Below are 16487 nucleotides of genomic sequence, written 5' to 3'. Positions count from 1 at the left end.
TAACATAAATACGGTATCTATTAAGTTTCTGTTAAGTCAAACATATTTTTAAATATTTTAAATTGGGGGAGAATAGTCACTATTGGTATTTGATTGATTTCTATTGATGCCAGACTTTAGAAGATCATAGGCTTCAATTAAATTTTTACAGATTCTTAATAATTCTTTCGTCCAGAGAGGTTCTTGGTCTTCAAGTGTATTGTAAATCTTATCCTTCAAATTGTTATACAAAGTTAATTTTTCATGCCTTTCAATTGGTAGATAATTTATATACTCAATTGTATTTTTTAGACGAGATTCAGCATTTACCTTTAAAGTAGAATCTTGACTAGTATTACAACCTGCATAAAACATTGATTGGATCGTTAAATTGAGTCGATTTAATGTTTCACTTTCGATTTTGACTTTATTTTCTAATCGATCACTGAGTAGGTTGATTGCCTCATTTAGATTTATCCACCCATTTTTCTTACAAATATACTGCATCATTGGGATGACTTTATTTTTTTGATCCGATGCCCTTGTTTTAATTAATTCAGTAGCTTGAGATAAGTTAGAATCTTGTAGACCTTGTTTGGTATTTTGGCGTTGTTTCTTTTCTAAGTTTTCTAGCAACCACGATGTAAATATTGCAGGATCTAACACATTGGTTGTTTTTTCTGGTGATATGATGGGCTGATAGAATTGTGAATTGTTTTGATTTATACGATTAGCTTCAGTTCTTTTAAAATCTGCTATTTCATGTAATTGTTGTAATAAGAACTTTTTACATTGCTTTGTGCCAAGATGTATCTCTAAATCATTCCAGTCTGACATTATTTTTGCTTGTTGTAATGTAATAGGTGGAATCAGAACATTACCATTCACAGCTTGAGAGGCTTCAATAGCTTTAATAACGCCACCATTTTCTTTTCTTTTTAACTGTGTTTCTAAATCATTATCTGCTGCAAAGTAAATATTAGCTTTTGGCGATATATTTCTAAGTACAATGCCTACTGCCATTAGGTTTTCTTTATCAAACGCACTGACTACGCAGGGCCTATTATCACTGATACGTGCAAAACTTTGACCAGTAGAATAACCTTCAGTGATTGCATAGAATTTTTCATTAACATGGGGTAAGCGGTTTATGGGGCAAAATGCACCTTCTTTCTGACCATGATTTAAATTAGCTTTAAAATGTTTTAATTCACCTGCGTTCTCTTTGTCTTCAAATGAACTAATTAATTGCGCATTTACAATTTTAAGATCTTGATTGTAATATGCTGTTATTAGTGTTTTTCTAAAATGATAGTTTTGAAACCATCCATTCTTAAAATATTTTGGCTTTTCATAATCAAACTTTTTTCCTTTTGCTTCAGCTTTTTTCATTGCTCTACTAATCATAAGATGAATTGCTTTAGCAAAGACAGGTTGTTTATCAATCTTCCTCACATTGAATAAAGTTAAATTAGAATCGGTTTGTAGCTTTTCTTTAAGATAAGGAATTTCATCAATTAAATTCACAGCTTTAGCACGTTTGAACTCAATGCGTGACCAAACTGCTGCAATTCTTTGTAAAGTTTTATAGTGACGTTCCTTTCGATATTTTTTAATTCTATTTCTTAATTGTTCTTTTTCATTAACTGCACATTCTTCTGGAGATAATTTTTTTGGATCTAAATGCCAGACTTTTTTGATGATACCTTTGTCATAATTGCTATATATAACACTCGGAATATCATAATTAAAATTTAATCTATACCATGCTGATTTAGATTTCTTATTTTTCTGCGACCTTCCAATACAAGTCGCCCACTGGCGATTTCCATCCGTTTTCAAATTATCAGCAGAAACATCTAGTCCGTCAGTTCTTAATTGTTCTACGAATGCATCAATGGCATCCCATCGACTAATATCCAATCTCATCCCGATAACCTCTTTATTAGCATATCAAATGTCTAATGTTTAAAAATATGGGTAATGAGATATTAACATTTAAGAGAGAGGAAGAAAGTCAAAAATGTTAAGAATAAAGTTAATCCATCTCAAATGAACATTGTAAGTAACTCACTAGGGACAGTGATTCTAGTGGGCTCAAAATTGTATTGGAAAATTCATTAACAAAGATTAATTTACTTTCAGCATCTAAGATACCTAATTGTTCTGCCTTATATAGCAAACTATCGAAAAAATCATGGACATTCATACCATAGTGATAGTCATTTAATTCATTAATAAAAGGAAAAGAAATCTGCTTAAGAACAACAATAATTCGCTCATTTAAATAGTTTGGATAGTAATCATGTAATACAGCAAGATGGTCTAATATTAGGCGATTTATATGTTTAGACCATACAATGCGATTTCTATCATTTTCGATAATCTGGGGTAATCTTCTTATATATTCATCTACTTTGGCATTTATCGAGATTCTTTTCTTATCGGACATAACAAAATATATTCATGAGGTATACAGATTCATCATACATTATACGGTAAGACTTATATTAATAATCTTTAAACAATACTTCATTTAATGATGCATCACTAAGGCTTAATTTTGGTAGAGCATTTTTAATAGCTTTATTTTTTTTAACAGTCTGATTTTTATCAGATTCATAGCTTACATAAAACAATCCTACATTCCTTTGTATAATTTCATATTTTTTATTATCAGGATCTTTAAAGAATGTATGTTTAGCATTCATATCTATACGGTCTAGCTTTTGATTGTCTAAGAGTAAATATTTCTTATCACCTGTATTTCTCAATCCTTTTACATTGAAGAATGGAATTGAGAGATCCACACAATATTTTCTATCTAAAGTGGTTTGAACTTCACCATTAATAAGTTGAGCATTGATATAAGGTTTATCACATTTGTAATATCTTGCACTAACTGGCAAGTAGTAAGATTCCTGTAGTACTGTCATCCAAAATCCAAAAAGAATGGTCAAAACAAGCAATGCGGTTAATAAAATTTTAATAAGAAGGAATATTTTCTTAGCAATCATTGTTGCGTCCTTAAAGGTATCTTAAAAGCAAGTGCTCACCGATATAGGTGGTATAACCAAAATGGACAATTAATTCAAAAAGAACAAATTGGTAAATAATTATAGAAATAAAGAAAAATAAGAAACTCAGATATCGGTGAGGAAATTCGGGGTACTTACGTCTTATCCTAAATGGCAGATATATAAGGAATAATTGAGTGATTATGATCATTAAAGTCATAAAGTAAAACATGAGATGAGCTTCCATGTTATATATTTTAAAAAAATTATAGTTTAATTTTTTAAAAATACATACTAAAATGTTTTAAAAATTAGATATAACTTTTTTTTAAAAAGGCACAACAAGTGATTAAACAAATTTTTAAAGGGTTGAATTTTTATTTCATCCAAATTCCTATAAGAATGCTTTTATCTGCATTTGGTACAAAGCAAATAAAATCAACTGCAAAAATACAATCTAATCAACTTAAACAAATCCGTAATCCGATGTGTCCTCTATGCTTTAAAAATATTATTGTTTATGAAAAATCAGAATTGGATCCGTCTGGTGAGACAAATCGAGTTGCACCGAAAGGCTCTACTTATATTCATTTAACGTGTGGTAATCATCCTGAATGCACTTTTGATCTTAGTTTTTTAACAGTAGATAAAAGCAAGAATATTCGAGAAGGTATGGAGGCACATGTTTTGAAGATTGGTAGTGGTCGAAAAGAACAGTTAATGAAAGAGCTAACTCCTGCATTCATCAATCAAAAGATCAATGAACATTATCAAACAGCTATTACTTATAAATGGCTCGGTATTATTTGTTTTATAGCGTCACTCTTTACATTATTGTTTTATGGTTTTTTTGCATTCTTTTCATGGTTCCTTTTGGGTGGCGGAATATTTTTACTATCTCTTAAGTCAGCATTTAGATCTTGGCAAGCACAGACTTTTAACATTTATTCAAATAAAGGGTTATTTATGTATTGGTTGAAAAATCATCATTGGTTTAAAAAACCAGTGAAAGTATGAGGATCCTGCAATGCGTTCTATTCAATTGAATTTGATTGTGATAACAATTTTAAGTTCAGGACATGTAATTGCTCAAACTCCACAAATGTCATCTACTGAACTAGGTCAATATGCAAATAATATTAATCACGTCAGTTCAATAAATACGATTAATCCCAAGCCAAATTCATATGTTCCAAATTTTACACGCACTACTTATGACAACAATTCTTACGTTACTCCGAAAAATCAACAAACAAGTGAAGGTACCGACTCACATTGGATGAGTGATTTTATACGATCGAAAAACCCTGTACAAAATCAATCTCCTTACGCTCAGTCAGTTCGTTATTCAAATCCGCAGTATCAAGAGCAAAGTTCAAATAATGGAAGTAAAGCCTCTTTAAGCTGTGTTATACAAGCAGCAAGGAGCGAGAAAGTTCCATTGTATGTATTGTTAGGGATACAAAGTAAAGAAATGGGTCAAAATGGTCAAGTTAATGCATCAAATGACATGGGACATTTCCAGGTGAATATGCAGCATTTTAGAGGTAATGGTATGTTTAATAATGTAGACATGAATCAAGCCAGAACCAATGGGTGTCTAAATGCTCAACTTGCAGCTAAAGTTTTACGCAATCGACTGGCAACCACAAATATGTCTAATGACTTTTGGGTACGTGCAGCAGCCTATCACTCTTGGACTCCAAAATATAATGCTATATATAGAAATGGTACAAACAAAACTAAAGGTCTTATTGCTTTATCAATGCAATGGAAAAATTGGTTAGTCCAAAATAATATTGATCCAAATTAATTATTGAGAAATAAATATGGTACATCCTTTTAAACAAGGTCAAAATAGTGATCAATCTTTTACTAGAAACAGTATGTTCAGATTTTTATTGAATCTAACTCAATTACACGAAGATCCAGAGACTCTTATTCAACTATTTTACGAACATGGATTGACTATTGATATCAGTAAATTAAATGCATGGACAAGAGATTTATCAGATCCACAATCAAGACAAATGCCAAGTATGATGTTTGAAGGATTTTTGCAAATTCTTGAAAAGTTAAGATTTCAATGTGCTGAACGTGAGATCTTTTTATTTGATTTAAGAGATATATTGACTGATATGCGTGAAGAAACTGCGTAATATTTTTTAAAAATTTAATTGAATAAAAAGGCTGATAGTACAGCCTTTATTTTTCAATTTCCGATCCGACAATAATCTTGAAGTCCATTATTGAACTTAACAAAAGCATAATTTATTGAAATTCTAAAATAAAATTCAATTACTTTATCTAGATTATACTTTGAACAAAACGCATCTTCAGGAATAAATTGAATTAAAGAGTTTTTCGCTTCGATGAGTAACTCATTACATACATCTTTTGCATAATCTATATCCTTACATTCTGAAAACGAAGAACGACCATTTAAGAATGATAAAACTTTATTTGTAAGAAATTTTGAGTAGTAAGTATCAACATTTTCTTGAAAATCACTCAATGATTGAAAAAATGATTCGATATCTTGTGTTGCAATATTGTTCTTAAAGATACAAATAACTTTTAGATTGCAATCAAATAGAGCATATCCAATCTCTAGAGATCCTTCATATACAGTACTCGAAATTACAATTGGATCGCCTTTATGATCAAGGCATTTTAAAAATTGCCCATCATTGAAATAAAGATTTTCACAGATCTCATTTACTAAATTTGAAATAACCAACATTTTAGATAGTGTCTGATTTAGTAAATCTAGAGGGTTATTATCATTTATGCCATTGTATTGAAATGTTTTTATGGCTTGATTCATTTCAATAGCGATTTGTGAAGGAGTGTAATACTGCTTATTTGTAATATTAAAAGTATTATAGATATCAATCTTTGATATATTAGAATTCAAATAAATTGATTTAGGTTGAACATCTAAATCTTGAGGTGAAGTAACTAGTACATTAATTACGCAACCTTTATATTGATCAAGTAAATATTTTTGACAATGAGCAATAAATTGATTTTGCTGATTTATATGAATAGATTTATTTAATTCATCTGCACTGAGACAAACTATAATTCTAGGAAGTTCACAACCAAGCAAAGGATCGAGTGAACTTTTAAATTTATTATTGAGAATCATGCAATTATAACTCTGTCTTTATATTTTCTTTTAAGTTTACATTAATGAGCAATCTAGCTGACTCATGATTGTTAAACAAAAAGTAAATTATAAATTAAAATTTATATTATTTTAAATTCCAAAAAATACATCTAAGTATTGGTTTTAATTTAAAATAATATAATATTATTCCTATCAAAGTTAAGTTTTATTAAAAACAACTTAAATTTCGTACAAAATATCACAGTGCAATAACATTGCAATACATAAATTACCAATTTTCTTGTAATTTCAAGCTAATCGATATACCAATTGATAAATTATATTAAAATAAATATTTGTTTTTAATAAATAAACTTAAATTTTAAAATAATGTTCGATTATGTAATTAAAGATATATTTAACATCTATATTACAAGCATTTAAATGTATCAGTTATATATTGTTCGATCTGTTCATTAATAATACTTTCATTTGATAATTTAGGTGGCATGAGTTTCAATCTTATTTCAAAATCAATAACTTGATGTGTCCAGTGTAAACTTATTAGTCTCGCTTTACTCTGTTCTTCGATTTGTTGTGCCGACTTTGCTTGACGATAATTCACGCCATAAGTTACACCAACACGCCAATTTTTAGGATTAGTAGGGGCATTAACTTTATAATCTCCCTTGTTCCAATAATGTTGCTCATTATCTTTCCAAGATGGTTTTGTTTTGATTAATTGCTTAACAGATCCTTTTGAAAAATTATCGAGTTCTAGTTCATCAACACACAATGCTGAAATTAAAGACATAAAAGGACTAGAAATTTCATTTAAGTCTTCTTTAGCTTTATATGAAATACCATGAATGAATGTTAATTGCTGATCCACTTTACCTGATCTGCTGATATCAAATACAAGAGTAGGTTGAGGGTTTTGGTTCATTAAATTTTCTTGAGAAAATGGATTATGCGTGTTGAATATAACAATAAGTTGATTCGGTAATTTATTTTTTAAACTTTGGAGTGAATTATCTGAAAAATTTAAACATGCATGCACACCATGGACAATTTGACCATTTAATTTAAGTGGTTTGACTAATTCAATATAAACACTACCTTCAGGTAGATTAGTTAGTAATTTGTGATCTAAGTATCGACCTGCAGGACTTGAAGTTAAACAATCAAAAATATAATCATCAAATTTGTATACGCTCTTGCTGTAACGCCATGAAAAATGAACTAAATAGTTCGCAAAATATGCTAAAATATTGCTCTCTATTCGACCGTGTAAATATAGATCCGCTAGAAATGGATGTTCAAGTATTTCACGCCAAAGAATACTTGGTAGAAAGACATTGGGATGCCAATTGAACTCGCTTAAAGCTGAATTAGGTCTAGCTGCATTAATATTCTTTTTTGCTGCAACAGATTGATAAAAAGATTTTTTCACTGCTTCATATTGGGCTTCTAAATCTACCAAATATTGCATGGGATTATTCGATGAATTTGATATCAACGGACTATTCCTTATTTATACGACAATTACTTTTCAGTGAATGATAGCATTTTAAAAAATGCCTATATATAAAAAATAAATTGAATTTTTAAACGAGACGAATATCATTGTTACTACAGATCACTGGTGACTGTAAGAATTGGATAATTATTATGAATGCAACAAAACTGGTCATTGTTGAATCATCGACGAAGGTTGGTAAGGTTCAATCCTATCTTGACGAAATCTACGCAAAGAATCAATTTATTGTCTCATCTAGTTCAGGACATATTCGTGAGTTACCAGAAGATAACTTTGGACTCACAGCAGATTACCTTCCAACGTATGTTTTTAATAAAGGTGGTTATGCACGTGTCAAAGCTTTGAAAGGCATTGCTGAGAACGCAGACGAGATTTATCTTGCAACTGATGACAATCGGGAAGGAGAAGCGATTGCATGGCACTTACAGACAACCTTAAAGTGCAAAGATAAATCTAAACGAGTTACTTTTACTGAAATTACCAAGAAAGCAATTAACAACGCTTTTCAAAATCCACGACAAATTAACATGAAATTAGTCGCTGCTCAGGAAACGAGACGTTTTTTAGATCGGATCATTGGATATGTGGGTACATCTGCATTTACTTTAATTTGTCGTGAGAAGCAAATTGCAGGTCGATTACAAACAGCAATTGTGGTGTATTTATCTGAACTCGAACTATCAATTAACAACTTTCAAAGCGTACAACATTTCGGTGTCAAATATTTATTCAACGAGTGGACAGCAAATTGGGATATTTCAAATTTTATCGATCCTGATAACCCACTCTTTTTAGATAAAAGCTTTGCAGATCAAGTTGCTTTAATTAAAAATTTTAAAGTGATTAAATATGAAGAAAAGCCGGTCAAAAGGCTACTGCCGTCTCCCTTTACGACTCCAACCTATTTACGAGCAGCCCAAGTACAATTAAAACTTAAATCCAAACAAGCAATGAAAGTAGCACAAGAATTATATGAAGAAGGGCATATCACTTATTTAAGAACCGACTCTCCCAATTTATCCGAAGATGCTTTTAACATGATTCATGATTTTTGTTTAAAACATCAGTTGCCAGTTGTAGCACAGAAAAGAACATTTAAAGTCAAAAAGAATGCCCAAGAAAGTCATGAAGCAATTCGACCAACGGATTTCACGGTGAGTAAGGTATCAGAAGATCCCACTAAACAAGCCATTTATCAAATGATTTGGCTACGTGCTGTAGCCAGTCAACTGATAGAAGCAACCTATACAGCTCGTTCAATACGATTGATTGCAGATGAAGCCAATCTCGATGGAACACCAAACTTTGAAGCTTATGCTTTAAAGAAAACTAAAAAAACACAATCAGGACAATCAAAAGCTGCGAGTTCTATACAATCATCCAAGGCCATTAAATCCCAAAAAACATTTGGATGTCCATTATGTCAGAGACCATTAAAGCAAGTTTGTGGAACAAGAAATGGGAGTTTTGGGCGTGTGAATGTGGACAAAAGTATTGGGGTGAAAAAAATAAACCAAATTTTGATAAGAAAATGAATTAATAGGGTAATTATAATGATCAATATTCAGCAATTAGCTTTAAATAAAGAGATTACACAAAAGACTTACTACATCGTTGCTACTGTAGTCGCTGTGGTTTTTTTAGCAGTTTTTATCTACATGGCAAAAGGTGCTTATAACGGAATTCTATTTAAACTTAAGATCTGTTTATACATACAGTTGATTTCTGTATTTGCTTTACAGATCAGTGCATATTTAGCAAAACAATATAAACATATCTTGTATTACTCAATTATGGGGTATGGACTTATATTTTTAACGAGTTTTTATTTGGATAACTTTTTCTTCGGTTCTGTTGCAGGAATGTTCTTGAGAATAATGATGTTTTATTCCATGGTTCAGGTATTTATTGTTTATAAATTAGTTGATTATAATAGAGTTTGATTGATAATCCGTTAAAATGTATTTGATTAATTAGAATACTGGTGGTGTTCAAAATTGTATATTAGTGAATCAGTCCATAGAAAAACTGAAGAAAATAAAATTCACTGTATTTTTAAAGCGCAACAATATTCAAGCTTCGAATGAAATATAGTTAGCATACTTTTTGAAATATCACGGGATTTTTAAATCCCTCTCAAACCTACCTTTTCAAAGGAGAGAGGACTTTTCGTTATTAAAAATTATTTTTAGTTACAAAAACACCTCTTTTTCTTTGCGTCATATATGGTCCAGTGTGAAGGATATTTTAGCAACTTATCCAATACTTAAATAATTATGAGGTTTCTAGAACAACACGGTTTCTTCTTAAAGTATTTAAGAAAGTTAGAATTCCTACAACTATTAATATGCCCCAACTAATAATATACCCACCGAATATATCTTTACTGAGACCAATTAGTGGAACAACTAAGACTACGGCAAATTGATTTGCTGTCATGGCCAAACCTAATGCAAAGCCTAATTTATCTTTAGGTGCTGTATCGGCAATGTATGACACCCATGGGCCATACCAACCAACTGCAAAAAACCAAGCCACGCCATTAGCACCATTAATATGAATTTATTTTCAAAATTGAAAATTAGAAATACTAGCAATCCTAGTACCGAGAACCCAATGCAACATAACACCTGAATGTATCTATTGGTTTTTGATCTATCGCTCCATGATGCTAGAACAATACGACCGACTACACCGAACGACAAACAAATAAATAGCAACAAAGAACTGAACTCTGTAGTAAATTTCATATCCATATAAAAATAGGAAATCATATAAACTACAATGCTATATTGTACAGAAGTCAAAAAAGCCCCAGAAAGCATAATATTAAACATCCATGGCTCTTTAAACATCACTAATCGCGACTTAATTGTACTCAGTAAGTTGATTTCTTTTTTAACAATCTTCCGCTCTGTTTTTTCTTTATAGAAAAAGAAGAAAAGTACAGCCCCAAAAATTGTTATACAGCCTGCGAAAATAAATGCACCATGCCATCCATATCTAACAGCAAAGAATGGCAACGTTAAACGGCTTTGTTGCATAAAGATTTAAAAGATAATACTTCTCCAATTAACTCAAATTTAAGGCATAACTTGGGTATGTGGTCGACCTAATTCCGTAAATCTGTTGAGGACTGCTACACGTGCATGAATCTCATTGACTTGGCTTTGAAAGTTTCTCGAACTGAGTTTATCCCCTAATAATTTTATGCAATGCATCTTGGTTTCGACCAAACTTCGGCGATGATAGCCTGACCATTTTTTCCATAGTGTCCTACCTAAACGTTTAACTGTCCGAAGTAATTCATTTCGCTCTAGCGAGCTGGTCTTTGTATCTTTCCAAGGTTTCGCATTTATTCTTGGTGGAATCACTGCGCGCTTGTCGGTCTGCGATGATCTGACGGCATTGCTTGGTGTCATAAGCCCCATCAGTATAGACGGAGTCAATCTGTTCTTCTTGTGGAATCTGATCCAGTAAATCACCAAGCACCTGTGAATCACTCACATTGTTGGTTGTGAGCTGAATAGCGCGTATTTGAAGGGTTTCAGCATTGATACCAATATGTAATTTACGCCATTGGCGACGATATTCAGGCTGATGTTTTTTACGTTTCCATTCCCCTTCACCTAAAAACTTTAAGCCAGTAGAATCAACGAGTAGATGGAGACCATTACTGCTTTTTTGATAGTTAATTGCAATATCAATATGCTTTTGTCTTCTACAAATAGTGGAATAATCTGGGGCTGTCCAATCTAATCTACAAAGATGAATAAGACTTTGAACAAAGCCTGTGACCATACGTAAAGACAGACGGAATAGAGATTTAATCATCAGACAGCATTGGATAGCAACATCAGAATAGGTTTGATTTCGACCATGTTTGCCTTTTGGTTGAGCGTCCCATTGAGTTTTGGGATCAAACCAAATAGAGATATTTCCTCGATTTATTAATGCTCTGTTATAAGAAGACCAATTGGTTGTACGATAGATTTTAGGTGTGGGCTTATTCATTTGAGAATTATAATGTTGAATAACCTTTTAACGGTAGGTTTATGCAACAAAGCCATTTAGAAAATGGAACTTGTATACAATGGGACATATAATGATGATAAAGCAAGTCTATCAGTCCTTAATTCAATTATTAAGGAAAACAGGCTTAAATGAAGGTGATGTGTGCTGATAAAAACGGAGGCTTTAATTTGGTAAACTATACTCAGCAGGAGTTTACCATGAGCAAAAAAACAAAAGATTTATACAGCAGAATTTAAAGCTAAAGCAATAAAAGCAATTGAAGAAAACAAAGGTAATGTTTCCGAAACAGCACGACAACTAATATTTCCATGCAGACCTTGTCAAATTGGTACAAGAAAGCAAAGGTTGGGACATTAGCAGGAACACTACAGTATTCGCTCGATCTCATTGCTCTACTCGAAGAAAATAAGAAACTCAAACAACAACTAAAAACTGCGAAAATAGAAAAATTTTTCAAAAAAAGCGGCAGGGTACTTTGCCACAAAAATTCAGTGAGGTACGCTTACATGAAAAAGCACAAAAACACATACCCAACCACAATGATGGCTAGATTGCTAAATGTCTCAGTATTAAGGCTTTATGATTGGCTTAAACAAGGTTTAAGCCAACGAAAGATTCAAAGCAATCAGTAGACAATATTGGTCAAAATCCCCATCACAAGACCAATGAAAGTTATGGTTATATTCGACTGACTAAGTATTTACAGGCTAAAGGTATCCGAATTAGCCAGTATGTTATACGTTCCATTAAACAGCAGAATCATCTGTGTAGAGGTCTCAGAAAAAATAAAAATTTATGAAGTAGTTTTATTGTTTTGGCCAAGTAACCGTATCGGCATAATTTTTTAAAACAAATTCACGCGTATCTTCTGCGATAAAGGCCTCTTTAACGAGTTCTACTTCAGATCTTTGAGCAGCTTTGCTATTGGATACTAGTACACTGTTATATTCCTGATTATCTTGTTCAAGATAAATTGAATCACGTTTGGGTATCAGATCAGCGTGAATAGTATATGCACCTGCCATAATTGCTAAGTCTGAATCTTTAAAGCTAACTGGTACTAATGCATGCTCAACTTCTAAAAACTTTAAATTCTTAGGATTTGAAGTAATATCTTTTAAGCTGGTTTTTGCACCCGTATTTGGTTTTAATTCAATCAGTTTCGCACGCGCTAATAAATTGAGTGCACGCCCTCCATTTGATGGATCTGAAGGAATAATAACCTTAGCTCCCTCAGGCAAATCCTTTAGACTTTTATATTTCGGTGAATAAGCGCCAAACATTCCATTAAAAGTTGATGCGATTGCTACTAAATCCCAATTATTTAATTCTTTTGCTGATTGCATATAATATTTATGCTGGAAATAGTTTAAGTCAGCTTCATCATCTGCCACTGATTTGTTCGGAATCAAGCCATCATTAGCGTATTTAATTTTCAGTTCAATATTTTGTTTTTTAACTTTATTCCTTACATATTCAGCAATTTGTGGATATGGAGGATTATCTCGTGTAAGTAAAGTAACGACTTTGGTTTCACTGTTCGCAGTAGTAGCTGTTTTATCTTGTTTAGCACAGCCTGGCAACCCAAAACCAATCGATGTAGCAAGCGCAGCAATCAATACATTTTTAAATTTCATAGCTATTCCATTATGTGCGCTGTTTGCGCGGTTGTTTTAAATAACGCCTTAAATTTTCAGGCCACTTAACGTACACTGTTAGATTAGAAATAGCCGATATCTGGTACAGTTTTTTTATTGACTAAAATATCACCTAATACCTTAGCTTTCAGGCTGACCGAGTTATGCGTTGATAGCGTACGAATATTGCGCCAGTGACGATCATTAAATGTATCTCTTCCCATTGCGGAAGCACCGATAACTTCGAACATCAGATTGGCAGCTTTTAGGGCTAGAGGATCAATTGCGACTTTTACTTTTGCTGCATCTGCCGCTGCCTGCTGCAGTATAGAATCATAGCTGGGAAGGTCTAAATGCTGGATCACACGATCTAATGAACGTGCTGCCCGTAAAACGGAATTTTCAACAATAAAAGAAATAGAAGAAATTTCACCTGCTTTTTCTAGAAAAAGCGGTTCATCACGCGCTTGTTCAGCATTACCATAGCTGAATGTGCGACCACGATTGGTCAGGAGCACAGCAGTACGATCTTCTATGGCTTTAGTTTGGCCTGCAATAATGGCTTGAATGTACAGCTGTGCAAATGGCTTATTCACTAAGCCATTTCGTTTAGACCAACGGATTTCATCTTCGGAAATGACAACATTTTTAAATAAAGTGGTACCACTGGCAGTGTTACGCTGACCAATGCCAATCCAGTCATCAAAAATTTCTACTCCTTCACGATTTGTCGGCACAACTACATGACATAAAGAATCTAGGTGACTTTGTGCCCATACTAATACGTAGTCAGCATGCAAGGTACCGGTAGTGAAGTATTTTTTTCCATTTAAAAATAGTTTGCCATTTTCATTTAGGATATGGGTTATCAGCTTGCCATTGCCAATATTATGTAAAGATGGTTCAGCTAGGGCATTACTAATAATTTTTCCATTAGCAATACGCTCAAACCATTTTTCACGGTATGAAGGATCGGGATGTTTCAACACATCTTCAGTAAACTGAAAATGTGAATGGAAAATATGTGCTACATCAGAGTCCGCACGACTTAGCTCGATAATCACGGCAAACAATTCTTCAATGCTAAGTGCTTGACCACCATATTGTTTTGGTAGACGAAGTGCACCCAATTTTTTTGATTTCAGATATCGGACTATCTGAGCTGGTGGTTGTTCACCGTTACTATCACGTACTTCTAAATCAGCTTTAACTGCATCAATCAATGCAAGAAATTCTGGACGCTCATGGTAGGGAAGTGATGCATTTGACACCTCCTTAACTTCAATATTCATAAAATAGCCCCCTATATACTTACTATTTTCCCAAGTGACTGTGCCTGAATAGTTTTTCAGTACGAAATCACGAGTATCATTGGCAGTAAATGCATCTTTAATTATTTGCACTTCTTCAGATATAAATTAATTCCTTAAAAACGTTTATCTAATCGCTTCACAAAATAGTTGCCAGTAAATTGAATAATCTGAACAATAAAAATAATAATAAGCACAGTAAAAATCAGAATATCTGTTTCAAAACGATGGAAACCATATCTGATAGCAAAGTCGCCAATACCGCCACCCCCCACAATCCCAACAATCGTGGAGTAAGAAAAATAACTCACTGTCACAATAGTGATTGAGTTAACAATCGCTGCACGTGCTTCTGAAAACAGTACTTTATGTACAATTTGAAATTTAGTTGCACCCATTGCTTCTGCTGCTTCAATTACCCCACGGTTGACCTCTAATAATGCAGCTTCGACAAAGCGAGCAAAGTAAGGTATACAACTGATGGTCATTGGAACAATCGCGGCTGTTGTACCAATTGAAGTTCCGACAATTAAGCGTGTTAAAGGCACAATGGAAATAGCAAGAATTAAAAAAGGGAAAGAACGTATGAAGTTCACTACAGCATTTAAAACGCCATTTACCAACTTATTGCTAGAAATTGAGCCATCACGAGTTAAATACAGTACAGTGCCTACTATTCCACCAAAAATAATGCCGAGTAGAATCGTTACAGACAGCATATAAAAGGTTTCGCCAAGTGCTGTTTGAATTTCAGGCCAAATATTGATTACTTTTTCGTACATATTAGGAAACCTCTTTTATGCTGATACTGACATCATTGAGTAGTAATTTTGAAATCATAGATTTGACCGGTTGCTGGATTGGCTGATTGAGGTCAAACTCTTCAATTACTTGACCCTGTTCCATTACCGCTACACGGTTACAGATTTTATGTACTAGTTGCATTTCATGAGTCACAATCACTATCGTGATGCCAAACTGTTTATTGATCTTAGACAAGTAATACAAAATAGATTCTTTAGTTTGTGGGTCTACCGCAGAAGTTGGCTCATCACAGAGTAGGATTTTTGGCTGGGTCACAATGGCGCGCGCAATTGCGATACGCTGTTTTTGACCACCGCTGAGTTGGTTTGGATAAGCATCTTTTTTATCCAATAGATCGACAAGTTCAAGGCATTCTAGCGCACGTTTACGGCGTACCACTTTCGATACACCTAAGAATTCTAAAGGCAATTCAATATTTTCAAGTGCTGTACGGTTAGTTAATAGATTGAAATGCTGAAAGATCATACCAATAGATTTACGCTGTTCAAGTAACTGTTTTCTAGACAACTGAAGCAAAGAATTTCCTTGAATTTTAATGTCACCGCTATTCGGGCGTTCCAGCAAGTTAATCATGCGCAGTAGGGTTGACTTTCCTGCACCACTAAAACCGATAATGCCAAAAACATCACCTTCATGAATATTCAGACTGACATTAGATACGGCGGTAAGTTGGCTGTCCCTTTGTACAAATACTTTATTCAGACTCTGCAGTTGTATCATCATTGATTCTCTATGTTGCCCCATCATCATGAATGCGATTGCTCTATAGCAGTTAACATAATGCAGAATTTAATATGTTTATAATAAATATTATTAATAAATTTATATTAAAAAAATTAATAATAATTTATGGATTAGTTAACGATGCTAGAAGGAACAAAATATATTGCTATGCCTTTAAAAACACTAAAAGAAAAGGAGCCCCCTTTATTAATTAACAATATATTTCAATAGCTTATGATTTATGATCCAATTAATGAAGTTTTATAAATTTGAAAATAAAGAATTTTTCTATGTTTGTGACTATATACT

Annotated in this window: 16 protein-coding genes and 2 pseudogenes; 6 read left to right on the top strand and 12 right to left on the bottom strand. The window is 32.9% G+C overall.

Annotation, left to right across the window (positions count from 1 at the left end; genetic code table 11):
* Nucleotides 1-57 precede the first annotated feature (57 nt).
* From HUS24_RS15840 to HUS24_RS15830, 3 genes are all read right to left on the bottom strand, one after another.
* A complete protein-coding gene (locus tag HUS24_RS15840; protein WP_173912927.1) occupies nucleotides 58-1908 on the bottom strand; it encodes a DNA primase in 1851 nt (616 codons plus the stop codon).
* 109 nt (nucleotides 1909-2017) lie between these two features.
* Nucleotides 2018-2431 (bottom strand): hypothetical protein, encoded by a 414-nt coding sequence (locus tag HUS24_RS15835; protein WP_173912926.1) that lies wholly within the window; start codon nucleotides 2429-2431, stop codon nucleotides 2018-2020.
* A 58-nt stretch (nucleotides 2432-2489) separates the two neighbouring features.
* A complete protein-coding gene (locus HUS24_RS15830; RefSeq protein WP_173912925.1) occupies nucleotides 2490-2996 on the bottom strand; it encodes a hypothetical protein in 507 nt (168 codons plus the stop codon).
* Between the two features lie 345 nt (nucleotides 2997-3341).
* On the opposite strand from HUS24_RS15830, the gene HUS24_RS15825 reads away from it, so the two are divergent.
* From HUS24_RS15825 to HUS24_RS15815, 3 genes are read left to right on the top strand one after another with little or no spacing between them, the layout of a single operon-like run.
* The gene (locus tag HUS24_RS15825) at nucleotides 3342-4013 is read left to right on the top strand and encodes a hypothetical protein (protein ID WP_173912924.1); all 672 of its coding nucleotides are present in this window, start codon (nucleotides 3342-3344) and stop codon (nucleotides 4011-4013) included.
* A 10-nt stretch (nucleotides 4014-4023) separates the two neighbouring features.
* Nucleotides 4024-4809, top strand: a complete 786-nt coding sequence (locus tag HUS24_RS15820; protein ID WP_173912923.1) for a transglycosylase SLT domain-containing protein — start codon at nucleotides 4024-4026, stop codon at nucleotides 4807-4809.
* 16 nt (nucleotides 4810-4825) lie between these two features.
* Nucleotides 4826-5155, top strand: a complete 330-nt coding sequence (locus tag HUS24_RS15815; protein ID WP_173912922.1) for a hypothetical protein — start codon at nucleotides 4826-4828, stop codon at nucleotides 5153-5155.
* Between the two features lie 53 nt (nucleotides 5156-5208).
* On the opposite strand, the gene HUS24_RS15810 is transcribed toward HUS24_RS15815, so the two are convergent.
* Nucleotides 5209-6147, bottom strand: a complete 939-nt coding sequence (locus HUS24_RS15810; protein ID WP_173912921.1) for a hypothetical protein — start codon at nucleotides 6145-6147, stop codon at nucleotides 5209-5211.
* A 391-nt stretch (nucleotides 6148-6538) separates the two neighbouring features.
* Nucleotides 6539-7600, bottom strand: coding sequence for a hypothetical protein (locus HUS24_RS15805; RefSeq protein ID WP_173912920.1), 1062 nt, complete (start codon nucleotides 7598-7600; stop codon nucleotides 6539-6541).
* A gap of 179 nt (nucleotides 7601-7779) precedes the next feature.
* Between HUS24_RS15805 and HUS24_RS15800 the strand changes: the two genes are divergently transcribed.
* Nucleotides 7780-9183, top strand: coding sequence for a type IA DNA topoisomerase (locus tag HUS24_RS15800; protein WP_173912919.1), 1404 nt, complete (start codon nucleotides 7780-7782; stop codon nucleotides 9181-9183).
* An 18-nt stretch (nucleotides 9184-9201) separates the two neighbouring features.
* Nucleotides 9202-9591, top strand: coding sequence for a hypothetical protein (locus tag HUS24_RS15795; RefSeq protein ID WP_173912918.1), 390 nt, complete (start codon nucleotides 9202-9204; stop codon nucleotides 9589-9591).
* Between the two features lie 331 nt (nucleotides 9592-9922).
* On the opposite strand, the gene HUS24_RS15790 is transcribed toward HUS24_RS15795, so the two are convergent.
* The 3 genes and pseudogenes from HUS24_RS15790 to HUS24_RS15780 all read right to left on the bottom strand — a co-directional run bounded on the left by HUS24_RS15790 (nucleotide 9923) and on the right by HUS24_RS15780 (nucleotide 11662).
* On the bottom strand, nucleotides 9923-10186 hold the full coding sequence (locus HUS24_RS15790) for a hypothetical protein (protein WP_173912854.1): 264 nt from the start codon (nucleotides 10184-10186) through the stop codon (nucleotides 9923-9925).
* Entirely contained in the window at nucleotides 10108-10692 is a 585-nt protein-coding gene (locus HUS24_RS17175; RefSeq protein WP_173912917.1) for an MFS transporter, read from the bottom strand. The genes HUS24_RS15790 and HUS24_RS17175 overlap by 79 nt, the downstream gene beginning before the upstream one ends.
* A 39-nt stretch (nucleotides 10693-10731) precedes the next feature.
* A pseudogene (locus HUS24_RS15780) lies at nucleotides 10732-11662 on the bottom strand (IS5 family transposase).
* Nucleotides 11663-11899: 237 nt separating this feature from the next.
* On the opposite strand from HUS24_RS15780, the pseudogene HUS24_RS17090 reads away from it, so the two are divergent.
* A pseudogene (locus tag HUS24_RS17090) lies at nucleotides 11900-12473 on the top strand (transposase); the annotation flags it as partial.
* Nucleotides 12474-12489: 16 nt separating this feature from the next.
* Here the strand turns inward: HUS24_RS17090 and HUS24_RS15770 are convergent.
* The 4 genes from HUS24_RS15770 to HUS24_RS15755 form a co-directional block, all read right to left on the bottom strand.
* Complete coding sequence (locus tag HUS24_RS15770) at nucleotides 12490-13320, bottom strand: MetQ/NlpA family ABC transporter substrate-binding protein (protein WP_173912916.1); 831 nt, start codon at nucleotides 13318-13320, stop codon at nucleotides 12490-12492.
* Nucleotides 13321-13403: 83 nt separating this feature from the next.
* Nucleotides 13404-14612 (bottom strand): acyl-CoA dehydrogenase family protein, encoded by a 1209-nt coding sequence (locus HUS24_RS15765; protein ID WP_173912915.1) that lies wholly within the window; start codon nucleotides 14610-14612, stop codon nucleotides 13404-13406.
* Nucleotides 14613-14746: 134 nt separating this feature from the next.
* A complete protein-coding gene (locus HUS24_RS15760; protein ID WP_173912914.1) occupies nucleotides 14747-15412 on the bottom strand; it encodes a methionine ABC transporter permease in 666 nt (221 codons plus the stop codon).
* 1 nt (nucleotide 15413) lies between these two features.
* A complete protein-coding gene (locus tag HUS24_RS15755) occupies nucleotides 15414-16178 on the bottom strand; it encodes a methionine ABC transporter ATP-binding protein (RefSeq protein ID WP_254433883.1) in 765 nt (254 codons plus the stop codon).
* Nucleotides 16179-16487 lie beyond the last annotated feature (309 nt).

It is taken from the genome of Acinetobacter sp. Marseille-Q1618 (assembly GCF_902809855.1).
Lineage (GTDB): Bacteria > Pseudomonadota > Gammaproteobacteria > Pseudomonadales > Moraxellaceae > Acinetobacter.
The sequence above is the reverse complement of the archived record's forward strand: the minus strand, read 5'-3'. Positions and strand labels throughout refer to the sequence as shown.